This window comes from Bradyrhizobium sp. Ai1a-2, assembly GCF_000426245.1.
Taxonomy (GTDB): Bacteria; Pseudomonadota; Alphaproteobacteria; order Rhizobiales; family Xanthobacteraceae; genus Bradyrhizobium.
This window is the reverse complement of the sequence record NZ_AUEZ01000077.1, coordinates 1-16,863: the sequence shown is the minus strand read 5'-3', so window position 1 is coordinate 16,863 and position 16,863 is coordinate 1. Positions and strand designations below refer to the sequence as shown.

Below are 16,863 nucleotides of genomic sequence, written 5' to 3'. Positions count from 1 at the left end.
TGACGGCGCGAGCGCAAGCGCCCGGCCGCAAGACGCTCAGCGCAGCGGCTTCTTCAGGAGCGAGAAGCGATCGGGATCGAGCCCCATCGACGGCTGCAGCATCGGGGCATCCAGCGTCGTGGTGCGTGCCGCGGGCCGCTCGTTGATGGCGGGGTCGTTCGGCACGTCGCGGTGCGAGGTGGCGCCGCGCCAGCGTTCCAGGACGGCCGAGACAAAGTGCATGTCGTGGCCGGCGGCAATCGACGGCACGGTCGCGATGGTGGCTTCGCTGCGCGGAAGCTGATGCGGCGGCACCTCCTTGAAGCGCAGTCGGGTCGGCAGCGCCACGCCTTCGCCGAACGCCAGCACCTCGCGGGTGCCGAGCGAGGGCACGAACGACAACAGGTTGGCCGCAGCGTCGGAAACCGCCGAGCGCAGCAGCGCCTGGTCGCGGTCGTTGGCGAGCCGCATCGTGAACAGCGTGTTGCACTGGGAGATGATGGTGGCATCGAGCTCAGCCGGGCGCTGGGTGACGAGGCCGAGATAGACGCCGTATTTGCGGCCTTCCTTGGCGATACGGGAGACCGCCTTGCGGGTCGGGCCGAAGCCGATATTGCGGTCGGCGGAGGCGTAGCGGTGCGCCTCCTCGCAGACGAACAATAGCGGCGAGACTCCGTCGCTCCACAGCCCGAAATCGAATGCCATCCGGCACAGCACGCTCACGACGGAATCGATGACCTCGGCCGGGAAGCCCGCGAGTTGCATCACCGTCATCGGCTTGCCGTTGGCGGGCAGGCGAAACAGGTGGCTGATGACCTCCGCCATGGTGTCGCCGCCGACATTGGCGTTGTCGAACATGAAGGCGTAGCGCGGATCGTTGCGGACGGTCTCGATGCGCGAAATCAGCTTGTGATAGATGATGCGCGAGGAGCGGTTCTCGAGCTTGCCCATGCGCTCGTCGATCAGCGCGATCAGGTCGACCAGACGATAGGGCACCGGCGTGTCGACGGTGTAGCCGACCTGCTTGGGATCGACGCGCTTCAGGCCGATGCGGTCGGCATTCTGGTACTGGGTGTAGATGCCCTTCGCCATCGGAATGACTTCGGCAAGGATGTCGAGTTCTTCCGGCACACCGGGGCGGCCGCCGAACAGCACGTCGACGATCTCTTCGAAGTTGAACAGCCAGAACGGCAGTTTCAGGTTGCGCGGGTTCAGCACCTGGGCGCGCTCGCCGAAGCAGCGGCCGTATTCGTTGTGCACGTCGAGCAGGAAGATGCGCAGGTTCGGTCGCGACTTCAGGATCTCGTTGAGGAGCAGCGACACGCCGGTGGACTTGCCGACGCCGGTCGAACCGAGCACGGCGAAGTGCTTGGACAGCATTTCCTCGATATCGACATACGCGGTGACCGAACGGTCCTGCTGCAGGGTGCCGACATTGATCTGGTCCGAGCCGCTCGGCGCATAGATCGTGCGCAGCTCCTGTGCGTTGATCAGGTCGACCGTGTCGCCGATGGTCGGGTAGTTGGTGACGCCGCGCTGGAATTTGGGACGTTCGCCGCCGAGAATTTCGCCGAGCAGGTCGACGGAAGCGGTGGCGATATAATTGTCTGAGGTCGGCAAGTCCTCGCAACTCACCTCCGTGATCATGGCGACGATCACGGAAGACGCGCTCCGGATGCTGACGAAGCGGCCGACGGTCGCGCGCACTTCCGAAAACGGCATCTGGCTGGTTGCCAGAAGTCCGACGCGGGCTTGCGAGCCGCGCACCGAAATCACACGTCCAAAGGATGTCACAGTTCCGGACCCGGGATATTGGCAAATTGAGCTGGGCTCTCAATATGGGAAGCGGGGCTGGACAAAGGGTTAAGCCGAAGCTGCTTCAGGTTCGCTAAATCCGCATCATCCGGGTAAGAGGTTGCTTCGTGAGTGACGGCCGGCGGAGCAAATTGCGCGGGAAAATCAGGTTTCTTCCTTGGAACTTGGTCCAGCGCCTCGTGAGGTCTGGTTAACGATCGATTTACCATTTCGGCAGAACACGATACCGGCGGCTGCGCCGTCAACCATTCGATCGCGGCTTGCGCTTGGCGCGCGCCGCACCACTTTGACCGGCACGGTGGAGGGGACCGATGGCAACACGCATCGATTTTTCCAGCGAAGAATTTTTCCGCGATCCCGCGACCGCTGTTGCGGCGCTGCGAGCCAGCGCGCCTGTGGTTGCCACGCGATTTCCGATCGTGGGGAAGGTCTGGGTCACCACGACCTATGAGACCACTGCACAGATGCTGAAGGATTCCTCCACCTTCACGCTGCGCAAGGAGGACGGGGCGCTGGCAGGGCTGCAATGGTGGATGCCGAAATCCATCGCAACGATCGCCAACAGTATGTTGACGAAGGACGAGCCGGATCACAGCCGGCTGCGCGGCATCGTCGACGAGGCGTTCCGCCGTCGCGCGGTGCTCGAGATGGAGCCGCACATCCGTGCGATCGCGGACGGCCTTGCGGACGAACTGTTCGCATTGGGCAAACCGGCCGATCTGGTGCAGCGCTATGCGCGCATCCTGCCGCTCTCCGTCATCTGCGAGCTTCTCGGCCTGCCGGCGGCCGACCGGCCGAAATTCATCGGTTGGGCGAATGCGATGGGGCAGATTACCAGCTCCTTCGGCTTCGTGCGGATGCTGTTCATGTTGGGGAAGATGCGACGCTATCTGGAGGAGCGGCTGCAGGCTGCGCGCAAAGAGGGCGGCGAGGGGCTCATTGCCGAACTGGTGCAGGTGGAGAAAGAAGGCGGCCGCATCACGCCGGACGAAATGGTGTCGATGGTGATGCTGTTGCTCGGCGCGGGTTCCGAGACCACGACGCATCTGATCAGCGGATCGGTGTTCGAGCTGCTGAAGAACCCCGAAACACGCAACTGGCTCGAGGCGGACTGGAACCGCGCGAGCCTGGCGGTCGAGGAATTCCTCCGCTTCGTCTCGCCGGTGCAGTTCTCGAAGCCGCGCTATGTGCGGCACGATATCGAGCTCGGCGGCGTTGCCTTGAAGAAGAACGATCGGGTGATGGCCATGATCGTGGCGGCCAATTTCGATCCCGCAGCGCACCCGCAACCCGAGCAAATGGACCTCGAGCGCCGTCCGAACCGCCACATCTCCTTCGGCACGGGCATCCATTTCTGCCTCGGTCACCAACTGGCACGGATCGAAGGGATCTGCGCGCTGAAGGCGCTGTTCACCCGCTGGCCAAAGCTTCAGCTTGCGGTTCAGCCAACTGAGATCCATTGGCGACGCCGGCCCGGGATACGGATGATCGAGAAGCTCCCCGTGGTGCCGAATGCGTGAGCGGCGCGATCCGCGGCGATTGTCGCAAGCAATATTAAGACCGTGCTAGCCTTGCGCGACCGGCCGCCGGGTCGAAGTCGCGAGGAGGCGGTTCTTGGCAGACATCTGGGCGAGGAAACCCGCAGTCGACCTGCTGCAGGAGGCGGCGGGGGAGGAAGGCGATGCACGAGCCTCGCCGTTCCGGCGCTCGCTATCGGCACTCAATCTCGTCGCGCTCGGCATCGGCGGCGTCATCGGCGCCGGCATCTTCGTCCTGACCGGACACGCCGCGGCGGCGAATGCGGGACCGGCGGTGACGCTTTCCTTCGTGCTCGGCGCGATCGCCTGCGCCTTCGCGGGTCTCTGCTATGCGGAGATGTCGTCGACCGTCCCGGTCTGCGGCAGCGCCTATACTTTCGCCTATGCGACGCTGGGCGAGTTCGTGGCGTGGATCATCGGCTGGGACCTGATCCTCGAATATGCCGTCGGCGCCGTCGCGGTCTCGATCGGGTGGTCGGGCTATGCCGTCAGCTTCGCCAAAGATTTTGGGCTTGCGATCCCGCCGGAGCTCGCGTCCGCGCCGCTGAGCTATGACGCGGCCACGCATGGTTGGTCGTCGACGGGCGCGATCTTCAACGTGCCGGCGATGCTCATCATCGTCTTCATCACGGCGCTGCTGGTGGCCGGGATCAGGGAGTCGGCGCGCTTCAACAATTTCATCGTCGCGGTGAAGCTGATCGTCATCCTGCTCTTCATCGCCTGCACGATCTCCTCGTTCACGACCGCGAACTGGGTCACCGCGAGCAATCCCGAAGGGGCCTTCATTCCGCCGAATGCGGGCGTCGGCGTCTACGGCTGGTCCGGCGTGTTCCGTGGCGCGGCGGTGGTGTTCTTTGCCTATATCGGTTTCGACGCGGTCTCGACTGCCGCGCAGGAGGCGAAGTCGCCGGAGCGCGACATGCCGATCGGCATTCTCGGCTCGCTCGTGATCTGCGCGGCGCTTTATGTCGCCGTCGGCTTCGTGCTGACGGGGATCGTGCCGTTCGACCGGCTGAACGTTCCTGACCCGATCGCGGTCGGAATCGATGCGGCCGGCGTCGGCTGGCTGTCGCCGGTCATCAAGCTCGGCATCCTGTTCGGCCTGACCTCGGTGATACTGGTGATGCTGCTGGCGCAGCCCCGGATTTTCCGCGCTATGGCGCATGATGGATTGCTGCCGCCGGCGATCGCAAATATCCATCCGCGTTTCCGGACGCCTCATGTCGCCACCATTGGTTCCGGCATCGTGTGTGCCCTTCTCGGCGGGGTGCTGCCGATCGGGCTGGTCGGCGAGCTCGTCAGCATCGGCACGTTGTTCGCGTTTGCCGTGGTCTCTATCGGCACGATGGTGCTGCGCGTCGTCGATCCGGAGCTGCCGCGTCCGTTCCGCGCGCCGGCGATCTGGCTCGTGGGGCCGGCGGCGGCCGCAACCTCGCTCATCCTGATGCTCAGCTTGCCGATGGACACCTGGATCCGGCTCGCGGTGTGGCTCGTGATCGGCCTTGTGATCTATGCCGCCTATGGCCGCACGCACAGCCGTCTGCGGATGAGCGATCGCCGCTGACGCGGCGGAACGATTCGGTCCGGAGCAAATTCACCCAAGGCAGCGCCGATGCCCGATCGGAATTTTCCGTAACGCGCTGCATCGGCGACATGACGCCCGGGCGATTTGCACATGTGAAGGCGCGTGCTTAGCGTTGGTATAGCCTGGGATCGATCAACGAGTGCGTCAAGGGAAAGCGTCAATGAGCGAGCAAGCAACCGCCAACCGCGAACGACGACCATCGCGCCGGCATTTTCTCCAGGCCGGCGCCGCGGTCGCAGGCGGAGCCGCGCTCGGCGCGGCACCAGCCGCGCTGGCGGATGCGGCCACCGTCGATAACAGCAACCTTCCACCCAACGTTCCCGAATGGATGAAGGCGCCGGGCGCACCGATGGGCGATCAGCCCTATGGCACACCGTCGGTCTATGAGAAGGGCGTCGTCAAGAATATCTCCAAGACGCTGCCGCAATACATTTCCGCCTCCGGCCGCACTCCACTGCAGGAGCTTGACGGCATCATCACGCCGAACGGGCTGTTCTACGAACGCCATCACGGCGGTGTGCCCACCATCGATCCGGCGCAGCACAGGCTGATGCTGCACGGCCTGGTCGATCGTCCGCTAATCTTCACGATGGACGACATCCGCCGCTTCCCGTCGCAATCGCGGATTCATTTCATCGAATGCTCCGGCAATCCGGTCTACTCCAAGCCCTATGGCAAGACCGCGTCCGACCTCGTCGGCCTCGTGAGCTGCGCCGAATGGACCGGCGTGATGCTGAAGGACGTCTTGAACGAAGCCGGCCTCCAGAAGGAAGCAAAGTGGCTCGTGGCCGAAGGCGCGGATGCTGCGGCGATGACGCGCTCGATCCCGGTCGAGAAATGCCTCGACGATGCCATGCTGGTCTACAGCCAGAACGGCGAGCGGCTGCGTCCCCAGCAAGGTTACCCGCTGCGCCTCTTGCTGCCGGGCTTCGAGGGCAACATGAACATCAAATGGCTGCGGCGGCTCAAGGCGGTGGCCGAGCCCGACTATACGCGCGAGGAGACGTCCAAATATACCGACCTGATGCCCGATGGCACCGCGCGCGAGTTCACCTTCACCATGGAAGCGAAGTCGATCATCCTGCGTCCCTCGGGCGGACAGAAACTGAGCGGGTCCGGCTTCCACGAGATTTCCGGCATCGCCTGGAGCGGACGCGGCAAGATCAAGCGCGTCGAGGTCTCGCTCGACGACGGCAAGAGCTGGCAGGTGGCTAGACTTCAGGAGCCGGTCCTGACCCGTGCGCTCACCCGCTTCCGGCTGCCGTGGCAGTGGGACGGCACTCCCGCCGTGATCCAGAGCCGCGCAATCGACGAGACTGATTATGTGCAGCCGACGCTCGCCGAACTGCTCGCGGTTCGCGGCGTCAATCATTTCTACCACAACAACGCGATCTGGCCGTGGCGCATCACCGCCAATGGGGAGGTGAGCAATGCGCTGGCGTAGGTCGCATGTCGCGCTGCTCGCCGCTGTCATCGGCGGGCTCGGCGTTGCCGCGCAGGCCGAGGAGCGCTTTCATATCGGACGGGCGGCGACGCCGGCGGAAATCAAGGGCTGGGACATCGACATCGGCCATGACGGATCGAACCTGCCGCCGGGCAGTGGCAGCGTCGAGCGCGGCCGCGTGGTCTTCAGCGAACAATGCGCCGCCTGCCACGGCGCCGACGGGCAGGGCGGTGTCGGCGACCGCCTGGCCGGCGGGCAGGGCACGCTTGCGAGCGCAAAGCCGGTGCGCACCGTCGGCAGCTACTGGCCTTATGCGCCGACATTGTTCGATTATATCCGCCGCGCCATGCCGCAGAACGCGCCGCAGTCGCTGAGCGACGAGGATGTCTATGCGGTCTCCGCCTACATCCTCCATCTCAACGGCCTCGTTCCGCCGGACGCTGTGCTCGACGCCAATAGGCTCGCCGCCATCAAGATGCCGAACCGCGAGAGCTTCGTTCCTGACCCGCGACCGGACGTGCGCTAGCTCTGATCGCTCTTCGCGGTGCCCATCATGGACGCAACGCGATCAGAATTTTCGGAGGACCTGGACGGGGAAGGTCGCGTTGTTGGTCTGGCCGCTGCCGTCGGTCCAGAAGCAGTCGACCTGATCGTCTTTGACTGTGTCCACCGTCATCAATGACCCACCTAAACGCAGGCGGACAAGATCGCCGGGCCGAAATTGGGACGTGGCAGGTCCGGCGCTCGAGATGCCCTGTGAAGCCGGGGCGGCAAATGCCTGAACGAAGAAGGGTGCGTAGAGTGAGAGGATCAACCCGGCACCGATCGAGAAGCGCCTCATCTTTGCGAGCATGCCACGGCCTCCGTGTCTCGCAGGGACAATGAAGATCTCAACGCACCACTAGCTCAGCATTTCGTATTCCGCGCGCATCTCTTCATGACCCTGCTTGTTCCTTGGTAGGCGCTCGCGTTGCGGCGGCGGTACGTTCACCACAGCATCGGGCGTCAATCGATCGGTCCTCAGATAGCCGACGGCTGCACGCTTCACTTTTTCAAAGGCGTGGTTTTCGATTTGCCGCACGCGCTCCGGGGAAATGTCCAGCCGGCTGGCGAGTTCTGCGAGCGTGGGCGGATTGTCGGTGAGGCGCCGTGCCTCGAATACCTGCCGCTCCCGCGGTGTCAGCACCTTGAGCGCGGCCGAGAGTGCGCTCGTTTGCTGGGTCGTTTCATCCCGCTCCGCCAGGATCACTTCGGCGTCCGGGGAATCATCGACCAGCATCGTCTCCCATTCCGCGGTTTGTCCATCGTCGTCCATCGGCTTGTTCAGGGAGAAGTCGCCGCGCAGCCGACCGTCCATCTCGATCACGTCGGCAGCGGTGACGCCCAGGTGCTCGGCGACCGTATTGGCAATCTCCGGCGTGAGCGTGGTCCGATTGTTCGAGACCTTCCTGATCTCACTCCTGAGGCGGAAGAACAGCTTCTTCTGAGCGGCGGTCGTTCCGATCTTGACCAGCGACCAGGAGCGCAGGATGTATTCGTGGATGCTCGCCTTGATCCACCATAGTGCGTAAGTCGAAAAGCGCGAGCCACGGTTCGGCTCGAAGCGCTGAGCGGCAACGACCAGGCCGACATTGGCTTCGGCGATGACATCGGCGAGCGGGAGGCCGTATCCGCGATAATGGCGCGCTACCTTGGCCGCGAGCCTGAGATGGCTCTTGACGAGCGCATGCAGCGCAGCTTGGTCGCCCAATTCGTGCCAACGGCGAGCAAATTGTTGTTCCTGTTCCGCGTCCAGTAGGGAGTATTGTTCCATCGTAAAGGTTCCGTCAGTTGTTGCGCGCGACGCTTTGCGTCGAGTGCCGGTCGTGGCCCGAGCTGTGTCGAGCCCGTACGATAATTAAGGGCGGGTGCCGCATCGGTCTTTCGAGAGCGACGGTTTTTGCAGAAACGCACATCTTAGATCACCTCGGTTGGCCGCACGGCGTCCGCGCCGGGCCAGACCGCGTCGGGAAGATTGACGACGATTGGCGTCGGCGTGTTGCGCACGACCACCCAGCGGAACGGCCGCTCGTTCGAGAGATTGCTTTCCATGTGCGGCAGGAAGGCCGGAACATGGATGAAATCGCCGGCCTTTGCGTAGGCAACGAACTCTCCGCTGACTCCCCAGCGGATCTCGCAGGCGCCGGAAAGGACGAATGCGATCGTTTCCTGCTCTCCGTGATGGTGAATACCGGTGCGTGATCCCGGCTTGACCTCGAAGAGCCCGCCCCACATCGCCGAAGGGATACCGAGCGCCGGATCGATCGCGGCACGACGTTCCGAGCCCGGAGTTTGTGTCGTGCCAAGGTCGAAGCGGTCGGGACTAACGACCTGGACTGAGCTGTTCATGGCGATCACACTCACGTTTTCGAGTTTGCTACCCGTTCAACGTAGGCCAGACGTGGTCGGCAGAGCCACTAAACAGGCGTTTAATCGCTTCACGTCCGATTGAGGGAACGTTGCTTACAAATCGGTGAGCTTGCCGCGCTCGCGCTCAAGCGGGCTCACGAAGGGTAACGTTGGATTGAGAAGGTGAGGCAGGCGTGCGAATTCGCAAAATGCGTGCGATCTCGATCCCGCGATTGGTTGTCGGCCACGCGTTGCCCGGTGATGGCGGAGCCGGGCGTCGCGTTGCAAACGACGCCCGGCTCTGCCTCGCTCCTTGGGCTCCTCTAGGGCTTCGGTTTTGATCGAATCGGAGCCGAAGCTCTGGATTCTTTCACGCGAACCGGTGTCCACTTCGCTCGAAACGCTGCGAGCGGCTTATGTATCTGACTTCGGTTGAGCGGCCGGGTTCGTGGAGGACACCCGCCAAACCGTGTTTCCAACATCGTCGGCGATCAGCAATGCACCCGCCCGATCGATCGCCAGGCCAACTGGCCTGCCGTGCGCGCGATCGTTCGCGTTGAGGAATCCGGTGACGACGTCCTGCGCAGGACCGGATGGCTTGCCGTCGCTGAACGGCACGAACACCACCTTGTAGCCGTTGAGCGGGGTTCGGTCCCAGCTTCCATGCTCGGCGACGAACGCGCCTCCATGGTACTGCGCCGGAAGGTTGTTGCCCGTGTACATGGCGAGGCCAAGTGGAGCCACATGAGAGCTCAGGGCATAGTCGGGCTCGATCGCCTTGGCCACGAGGTCGGGGCGTTGTGGCTCGACGCGTGGGTCGAGATGCCGGCCATAGTAGCTGTAAGGCCAGCCGTAAAAGCCGCCGTCCTGCACCGAGGTCAGATAGTCCGGCACGAGATCGGGACCGATCTCATCGCGTTCGTTGGCGATGGCCCAGAGCTTGCCGGTCTCGGGCTCCCACTGCAGTCCCGTGGGATTGCGCACGCCGCTGGCGAAGATGCGATGCGCGCCGGTCGCGCGGTCGATTTTCCAGATCGCTGCTCTCTCATACTCGGCCTGGATGCCATTCTCGGTGATGTTGCTGTTCGAGCCCACACCGACATAGAGCTTCGTGCCATCGGGGCTCGCCAACAATGTCTTGGTCCAGTGATGATCGATTGGACCACCGGGAAGATCGGTCAGCTTGGTGCCTGTGGCGGTGATGCTGGTTTGTCCGTCCTCGTACGGATACCGGACGATTGCATCCGTGTTTGCGACGTAGAGATCGTGGCCCACCAGCGCAACGCCAAACGGCGAGTTGAGGTGGTCGAGAAATACGGTGCGCACATCGGGAATGCCGTCGCCATTGGTGTCGCGCAACAGCGTGATGCGATTTGCATCCTGCGCCTTGGCGCCGGCGAACCATTGCACCCAGCCGGTGATGAGATCCTTGGGCCGGAAGACCGGGGCCTTCGGGCCATTGCTTTCAACCACGAGCACGTCGCCGTTCGGAAGCACGTAGAGCGATCGCGGATGTTCGAACCCCGTGGCCAATGCACGGATCTGCAATCCCTCCGCCACCTTCGGCGTTTCGCTACCCCACGGCACCGGCCGCGCAATCCTGATCGGCGGCAGCAGATATTCCTGCACCTCCGGCAAGTATGGATGGGCGCCGATCTGCCTTGCAGGGTTGCCGCCACTGTCGTCACAGCCGGCGAGAGCCAAGGTAGCGGCGGCGAGAACAGCCACGATGGCAAAGCGCGGCAGCTTCGCCGTACGTGCAGGATTGAGCAGGCTGGTTATTCGGCTGCTCCCGCGAGATCGCTGTGGGTCAAGCTCCAGCCTCCCACCAACATGAACAGCAGGAGGATCGTGACGAGCCCCGACAACGCGAGGCCGGTCGGCACGACCGCGGTGTAGCCGTCGCGGCTGTGAACGAGGACATTCACGATCGAGAGCACGATCGCGACGACATAGGTGAGTGCGCGAAACCAGGCCGGCCTCTGCCTGCCGATCAGCAGATCGATCACGGCTGCGATGGCTGCAAGCGCCGCGAGCACCAGGCCGGCGGCGATCAGCCAGACCGAAAATCTCTCCCACATCACGAGGGCGGTTCGCCAATAGGCGAGATCGGTGACGAAGGCGCCAATCAGGTAGGCGACCGAAAACGGCACCAGCATTTCATGAATGGCGTGCCGACGGACGGCAACCACCGGTACCGCTTCGGTTTCGACTGTGGAACTGGTGTAGGCCACCGCGATCTGCATCATGCTTCGATCCTCACGATAGTGTGCGCGTGCGCGGCACGCCGGCGCCGACACCTGCTTTTGCGAGGCAACCTTCGATCCGTTCGATATGTCGGAGCGCTTCGCAGCTCACATAGGTGCAAATGGGAAAGTGGGCGGCGCTTTCAAAAGCACGCGTACGAAACTGACGGTAAATCCTATGTGACCTTCACACCCGCTGAACTCCGCTCGCGAAACCTATCAGGTCACTTCGTCCATCGTCGTCCCGACCATCTCTGCAAGCACCCTTGCGACGGCGCCGGCGCCCCGAGGGCTCCGTGCTGCGACGGTCGACGGCACAGTAGATTTCTTCACGGCCTCGATCCCATGGAAGCCGCACACGGAGGGCGAGCATACCTGCGAGGCCTGCGCCAATTGGGACGGCGGCCGTATCGACTGGGGATGCCAAGAGCGGGCCGATGACTGCGTCAGGCCGATCTGTCATATGGCTGACATGGGAAGGTACGATCTGAGGGGTTCAGGGATGGCGCGACCTCCGCGATCCCTCCCGCGAAATCGAACACACTCCGTGGAAGGAGCCGACGAGACGGCTCGGTTGTCAGTGATGGTACGTATTGGCCAAATCGCTTCGTCCCGTGCGGTCCGGCTGAGGACGAGCTTGCCTCGCCTCCGCGCCTGGACTTTGGCGAAGATCGCGGCGGTGCTTGTCATTTTGGTAGGGGTTACCGTCGCATCCGGAAACGAGCGGAAGCCGCCGGTCGGCCTCATGACGTTTAACATCCCGGCGCAGCCGCTGATCGACGCCCTGCAGGCGTACAGCCAGCAGGCCGGCGTTCAGGTGATGTTTGAGACGGCCTCGGCGTTCGGCCTCCGTTCGCTGCCGGTCAACGGCGAGTTCACGCCGCAGGTGGCGTTGCTAATGCTTTTGGCCGATACCGACCTGAGGGTTCGCTATAGCCGGTCCAACGCCGTGACGCTGGCGCCGGCATCCTCGCCGGATCCCGACGAGCCGCCCATCCATCCTCCGGTCTCCGCGGATATAACGCTCGGAACGCTGCGTGTTCGCGGCGCGAGCGATGCTTCCGATCGCAATCTAGGTGAGTATATCGGCCTCGTACAATCGGACATTCAGAAGGCCCTCAAGAAGGGCGGGCGGACCAGGCGGGGCGAATATCGGGTCGCGGTCAAACTGTGGGTGACGCCGTCCTCGCGAATCGTGGACAGGGCCGAGCTCGACGGTTCGACAGGCGACCTTGACCGGGATAGCTCGATTGCCGAGACCTTACGCGGCCTGGTGTTGAGTCAGCAGGCGCCACCCAACATGCCGCTCCCGATCCGCTTCATGATCTCGATCCACGCGCTGTAGAACGTCTTCAGTCCGATTCGATCAGGACCGAAGTTGTAGATTCTTGTTTGACGCGTCTTCTTCACGCGAACCGGTGTCCACTTCGTTCGAAATTCCGGCCCGTCGTGCGACAGATATAAAGGGTTGCCTCGCGCTCCGGCGACACCTTACTCGATGCTGCGGCGATCGAACGATTCCCAGGGCGCAGCCGTTGCCAAGGCCATCGGCTGGATGGCCGCGGTATCTTAATATTCTCGGCCCTGTGATTGGATTGCCGCAATCGCCGAACAGCTTGCAAGTGACGATTGTCCGTCACGCGAGTGTCATCCTCGGCCGATAGGGACAATAGTGGGACTGACCGCGATCTGCGAAACGCAGAGCGTGGCGTTGCGGGGCTCGTAAGTGTCTGATTCGAACAGTAAATCTCTGCGAGAGACAGTCGCAGCTGATTACGAGGGGTTGGCCAAGCGTCTGACGCGTTGCCTTGGCTCCTCGGATTTCGCGCGCGAGGCGTTGCACGAAGCGTTTCTGCGGGTCGATCGCGTGTCCGATGCGGTGCCGATTCACAGCCCCGTCGACTATCTCTTTCGTACCGCGTTGAACGTCGCCAAGGATCGGCGCAAAAGCGATCGGCACTTGCTGAACTCCGCGGACATCGCGGCGATCATGGACGTCATCCCCGACGACCGTCCGGACCCGGCGATGGTGACGGAGGCGCGCATCGAACTGACGGAATTTCAGAAGGCTCTCGCGGAATTGCCCGCCCGCCGGCGCGACGTGTTTATCGCAGCCCATCTTGATCATCTCCCCCACCGCGAGATCGCCACTCGATTTGGCATCAATGTGCGCACGGTCGATTTCGACCTGCAGCACGCCATGGAGCATCTCAGCCGTCGGCTCGGCCGCAGCGTTCTCCGGCGCCTCGGGCCACGTCCGAAGTCGAAAGCCAGCGACTAGCGCGTTTTCGAGCGAAGTGGACGCCGGTTCGCCCAGCAATCAAGTTTTATCTGCGCAGAAAATGCGACAAAACTGGAATCTGGAGCTTCGGTTCTGACTCAATCCGAACCGAAGATACTCTAGCTTGCATCTCGGCAAGGGACGTGCTTGTCAGGCCGTTTGGAGGCATTTTTCCGATGCGCACGGTTGAATGCTTGCGCGGACGGCGAATCTTCAAGAAAAATTTTGCAAGATGCACTTTCTATAGCGACAAAGAGCTTGAAAGTGCAGTTGGCTTGGATTTTCGATTCAGTCTTCCTTTGCGCCAATCGTCTATAGAACAAGAGGGCGCGGTATTTTTCGGGTGCGCCGGAATCATCCGGCGGGAGAAACAGCAAAGAGCGATTGGCCTTGACCGCAGGCAACGATATTCCTTCCGAGCTGGACCCGCTGTTGCGGCAGGCGCTTGCGTGGGTTATTCGCCTGCACTCGGGCTCGGCGACAGCAGAAGATGCGGCCGCTTTGGGACTTTGGCGGCAGCGCAGCGCCGAACACGAGGCCGCCTTCCGCGATGCCGTGAGGCTGTGGCGCAGTTTCGGCGATGCCACCCGCGAGCTCGCCAGCGAATCGGAGCTTGTGAGCGTTGAACGCAGGAGTCCGCGTAACGCGCGCGACAGGCTCAGCCGCCGGGCGCTGATCGGGGGCGCGATGGCGGCTGCATCAGTGGCAGGCGCATACGTCGTCGTCCGTCCGCCGATGGGGCTTTGGCCATCGTTCGAAGAACTGTCGGCGGACTATCGGACCGCCAAGGGCGAGCGGCGCAATATCGCCTTGTCCGACAATGTCTCGCTGACGCTCAACACGCAGACAAGCATCGCCGTACGATCCGAGCAGGGCGCTCCGCGTATCGAACTGATTTCGGGCGAGGCTGCCGTCCAGGCCGAGCGCGACGCGCCTGTGCCGCTTGTCATTGATGCCGCCGGAGGGCGTGTTACGGCGCGCCGTGCCAATTTCAATGTCAGATGTCTCGATCGTACCGTCTCGGTGTCGTGTATTGAAGGCGACGTCGAAGTTGAATCGAAGGGACAGCGCATCTCCATTTCAGGGGAGCAGCAGATATCCTATTCGGCCGAGGCGGGGCTGGGACGCGCATCGCAAGCCGATCTGGAGCAGGCGAACGCCTGGCGAAACGGTCTTCTGATCGTCCGCGACTGGCCGGTCGGTCGACTGGTCGAAGAGATCAACCGCTACCGGCCGGGCAGGATTGTCGTTATGGACGAGCAGCTTGGGCACCGGATGATTTCGGGCACTTTCCATCTCGATCACCTGGACGACTTCATCGCTCAGGCCCACGGCCTGTTCGGCGCCACGGCGCGATCTTTGCCGGGAGGCATTGTGTTGCTGAGCTAGCGTCTTGAACGGACTGCATGTCCCCCGCGACAAATTGTTCGACAAGACGCGTCTGCCAGACAAACTTCAGGATAGTGAGGATTCAATGATCAAGCCGCGACATGCGGATGGCGTGCACCGGTGTCGCAAGTTGGTCACCGTCATCCGAGGCATTGCGGTCGGTTTCGGATTGCTGGGGCTGACAACGGCGGCCGCCTGGCGCGCTGAGGCCAATGACATCGGCTGGGTGGTCGGGCATTTCACGCCGCATCAGCAGCGGTCTGAGGTTTCGCCACTGGCGCGGACGCAAGAGCCTACGGTGCCTAACCGCCAAAAGACCGGTACCGGCTTTTTTGTCGACGACAAGGGCAATATGCTGACCGCCCGTCATGCGGCGGAAGATTGCTCGCGCCTCATTGTCTTCAAGGAGGGACGGGCTCTGGCGGCGCAGCTCGTGGCCTTGTCGCCCGGCACGGATCTCGCGCTGATCAAGGTGACGAAGACCTTGGGGCTGTCGGCGGTTTTCCCGAATTCGGTCGGCGTGAGCACCAACGACATGGTGTTTGCCTCGGCTTACGATAAGCTGGCGACAAACCGAGGCCTGTTTGCAAACGCGACCGTCGCGGGCAGCCCAGGCAGCCAGTCGGGGTCGCTGATGATAGATACGGATGTCACTTTCGGCGCCAGCGGTGCGCCGGTGCTGGACAGTCGTGGCCTGGTACAAGGGATCATAAGCCGCAGGACCGGATCGAGCCGCGTGGTCGCGGTGGGGGCAGGGGATGCCAAGAGTTTCCTGGCCTCCAAGGGGGTTCGTGTCGCAGAAGATGATCGATCCCAGATCGTCGCCACCACGTCGCGAGCCAGCCGGGCGGCCTCGATCTCAGCGCGGGTCACGTGTTTGCAGAATTGAGGCGAGACGCATGTCGCAGATGGGCTCTCAATCGCATCCGGTCCCGGTGCGTCGCGGTTCGCCGGATCGTTCCGTATCCAGGATAGCCGGTTGCGCTGCTGCGACTGCTATCTTGGCGGTGTTTTCGCTGACGCTGGTTTCAGCGCCGGTGCGGTCGCAAGAGTATCGCGACGCAAGCAAGGCTCCGCCGCATTGGACCCAGTTCGCCAAGCTGGTCAGGTTTCGTTTCGAAGACTGGATGGGAGCGGACGACGAGGTCTGCAATCGTTTCCGGGCCTATCTTCGCGAACACCGGGGAAAGGAGGACGGACCGCCGCAGATGCTCGAGGTGCGCGCCTGGCTGAACCCCGACGGCACGGTCGAAAAGGTGACCTTCCCCGCGCTCAACAACGCACAGGCCGACGCTGACCTGCGGAAGATCCTCACGCGGGGCAACGTCGGGGAGCCACCGCCGCCGGAAATGCTGCAGCCCCTGCGCCTGCGCCTCACGCTGAATCTGAAATAGCATCACGACCGGGACGATGCCGGTAAAGCCGGACGGCGCGTGATTTGCGCTGCGCGCTTCGCCGGTGATCCGCAGGATCGCACACGCTGTCCGCGAATCGCGGGTCGCGCGCAAAAATTTCTTAAGACTTTGATTCAGTCCCGTTCAGGCTCGGTCGTCTGTTGAAGTAAGGCACCATGAGCGCGGCATTCTGCCGTGCCGTCATGCGCGTGCCCAGGAGACGAGCGAGCCCCCGTGCAATCTGAGATCGGTTATAAGCGCGGCGGACCTGCGTCCGCCCGAACGGTGTTGCTCGGCCTGAGGCCTGTCTTGTCGGTGATCGCCGGCGGCCTTTGCGCGCTTACGTGGGGTGAGGCGGGCGCGGCGCCGCAAGGCGCGCAGCAGCCGGCGAATGCGGCCGCCGCGAAGCAGCCTGTCAATGCGGACGGTGCGACTGCGGCTGCGCCGGATGGAGCGGCGGCGCCGAGCGCTGCGCCTGCGCAGCGGTTTGACATCGACGACTTCGCGGTCCAGGGCGCCGACAAGCTGCCGCAGATCGAGGTCGAGGAGGCGATCTATCCGTTCCTCGGTCCGGGCAAGTCCGCCGACGATGTCGAGAAGGCGCGCGCCGCGCTCGAGAAGGCCTATCGCGACAAGGGCTACCAGACCGTCAGCGTGTCGGTGCCGACGCAGAATGCGCTGCGCGGGGTCGTCATTCTCAAGGTGACGGAGATGAAGGTCGGGCGGCTGCGGGTGAAGAATTCGCGCTACTTCGATCTCGACCAGGTCAAGGAGCGGGCGAAATCCCTCAAGGAGGGGACGCTG

At 63.1% G+C, this 16,863-nt stretch carries 16 protein-coding genes; 10 read left to right on the top strand and 6 right to left on the bottom strand.

The genetic code is table 11. From position 1 onward, the window contains the following. Positions 1 to 36 precede the first annotated feature (36 nt). On the bottom strand, positions 37 to 1,773 hold the full coding sequence (locus K288_RS0134245) for an ATP-binding protein (RefSeq protein ID WP_027583598.1): 1,737 nt from the start codon (positions 1,771 to 1,773) through the stop codon (positions 37 to 39). A gap of 332 nt (positions 1,774 to 2,105) precedes the next feature. Between K288_RS0134245 and K288_RS0134240 the strand changes: the two genes are divergently transcribed. The 4 genes from K288_RS0134240 to K288_RS0134225 all read left to right on the top strand — a co-directional run bounded on the left by K288_RS0134240 (position 2,106) and on the right by K288_RS0134225 (position 6,887). Beyond that, entirely contained in the window at positions 2,106 to 3,314 is a 1,209-nt protein-coding gene (locus tag K288_RS0134240; RefSeq protein ID WP_027583597.1) for a cytochrome P450, read from the top strand. Positions 3,315 to 3,408: 94 nt separating this feature from the next. Continuing rightward, a complete protein-coding gene (locus K288_RS47375; protein WP_043161464.1) occupies positions 3,409 to 4,896 on the top strand; it encodes an amino acid permease in 1,488 nt (495 codons plus the stop codon). Between the two features lie 181 nt (positions 4,897 to 5,077). Then, positions 5,078 to 6,361, top strand: coding sequence for a sulfite dehydrogenase (gene soxC / locus K288_RS0134230; RefSeq protein WP_027583596.1), 1,284 nt, complete (start codon positions 5,078 to 5,080; stop codon positions 6,359 to 6,361). Then, positions 6,348 to 6,887, top strand: a complete 540-nt coding sequence (locus tag K288_RS0134225) for a cytochrome c (protein ID WP_027583595.1) — start codon at positions 6,348 to 6,350, stop codon at positions 6,885 to 6,887. The genes soxC and K288_RS0134225 overlap by 14 nt, the downstream gene beginning before the upstream one ends. Positions 6,888 to 6,929: 42 nt before the next feature. On the opposite strand, the gene K288_RS0134220 is transcribed toward K288_RS0134225, so the two are convergent. From K288_RS0134220 to K288_RS0134200, 5 genes are all read right to left on the bottom strand, one after another. Then, a complete protein-coding gene (locus tag K288_RS0134220) occupies positions 6,930 to 7,214 on the bottom strand; it encodes a DUF2158 domain-containing protein (protein WP_027583594.1) in 285 nt (94 codons plus the stop codon). Between the two features lie 48 nt (positions 7,215 to 7,262). Then, entirely contained in the window at positions 7,263 to 8,174 is a 912-nt protein-coding gene (locus tag K288_RS47370; RefSeq protein ID WP_084799937.1) for an RNA polymerase factor sigma-32, read from the bottom strand. Positions 8,175 to 8,317: 143 nt separating this feature from the next. Then, complete coding sequence (locus tag K288_RS47365; protein WP_051334885.1) at positions 8,318 to 8,749, bottom strand: cupin domain-containing protein; 432 nt, start codon at positions 8,747 to 8,749, stop codon at positions 8,318 to 8,320. 414 nt (positions 8,750 to 9,163) lie between these two features. After that, positions 9,164 to 10,480, bottom strand: coding sequence for a sorbosone dehydrogenase family protein (locus K288_RS0134205; protein WP_244443363.1), 1,317 nt, complete (start codon positions 10,478 to 10,480; stop codon positions 9,164 to 9,166). 47 nt (positions 10,481 to 10,527) lie between these two features. After that, on the bottom strand, positions 10,528 to 10,998 hold the full coding sequence (locus K288_RS0134200; protein WP_244443361.1) for a DUF2231 domain-containing protein: 471 nt from the start codon (positions 10,996 to 10,998) through the stop codon (positions 10,528 to 10,530). Positions 10,999 to 11,656: 658 nt separating this feature from the next. On the opposite strand from K288_RS0134200, the gene K288_RS47360 reads away from it, so the two are divergent. The 6 genes from K288_RS47360 to K288_RS47345 all read left to right on the top strand — a co-directional run. Further along, a complete protein-coding gene (locus tag K288_RS47360) occupies positions 11,657 to 12,340 on the top strand; it encodes an STN domain-containing protein (protein ID WP_043161458.1) in 684 nt (227 codons plus the stop codon). Positions 12,341 to 12,721: 381 nt separating this feature from the next. After that, positions 12,722 to 13,276 (top strand): RNA polymerase sigma factor, encoded by a 555-nt coding sequence (locus tag K288_RS0134190; RefSeq protein ID WP_027583591.1) that lies wholly within the window; start codon positions 12,722 to 12,724, stop codon positions 13,274 to 13,276. 390 nt (positions 13,277 to 13,666) lie between these two features. Next, positions 13,667 to 14,665: a FecR domain-containing protein gene (locus tag K288_RS0134185; protein WP_244443359.1), complete on the top strand. Its 999-nt coding sequence runs from the start codon at positions 13,667 to 13,669 to the stop codon at positions 14,663 to 14,665. A 4-nt stretch (positions 14,666 to 14,669) separates the two neighbouring features. Continuing rightward, positions 14,670 to 15,554 carry a serine protease gene (locus K288_RS47355; protein ID WP_051334883.1) on the top strand — a complete coding sequence of 295 codons (885 nt, stop codon included), beginning with the start codon at positions 14,670 to 14,672 and terminating at the stop codon, positions 15,552 to 15,554. Between the two features lie 118 nt (positions 15,555 to 15,672). Further along, positions 15,673 to 16,059: a hypothetical protein gene (locus tag K288_RS47350; RefSeq protein WP_152535801.1), complete on the top strand. Its 387-nt coding sequence runs from the start codon at positions 15,673 to 15,675 to the stop codon at positions 16,057 to 16,059. Between the two features lie 234 nt (positions 16,060 to 16,293). Continuing rightward, positions 16,294 to 16,863: POTRA domain-containing protein (locus K288_RS47345; protein WP_275451082.1), on the top strand; the 570-nt coding region annotated here is incomplete at its 3' end.

Coding starts and splice junctions, on each gene's coding strand:
- K288_RS0134200 (WP_244443361.1), bottom strand. CDS start 10,998: ATGATGCAGATCGCGGTGGCCTACACCAGTTCCACAGTCGAAACCGAA.
- K288_RS47370 (WP_084799937.1), bottom strand. CDS start 8,174: ATGGAACAATACTCCCTACTGGACGCGGAACAGGAACAACAATTTGCT.
- K288_RS0134220 (WP_027583594.1), bottom strand. CDS start 7,214: ATGCTCGCAAAGATGAGGCGCTTCTCGATCGGTGCCGGGTTGATCCTC.
- K288_RS47365 (WP_051334885.1), bottom strand. CDS start 8,749: ATGAACAGCTCAGTCCAGGTCGTTAGTCCCGACCGCTTCGACCTTGGC.
- soxC (WP_027583596.1), top strand. CDS start 5,078: ATGAGCGAGCAAGCAACCGCCAACCGCGAACGACGACCATCGCGCCGG.
- K288_RS0134225 (WP_027583595.1), top strand. CDS start 6,348: ATGCGCTGGCGTAGGTCGCATGTCGCGCTGCTCGCCGCTGTCATCGGC.
- K288_RS0134240 (WP_027583597.1), top strand. CDS start 2,106: ATGGCAACACGCATCGATTTTTCCAGCGAAGAATTTTTCCGCGATCCC.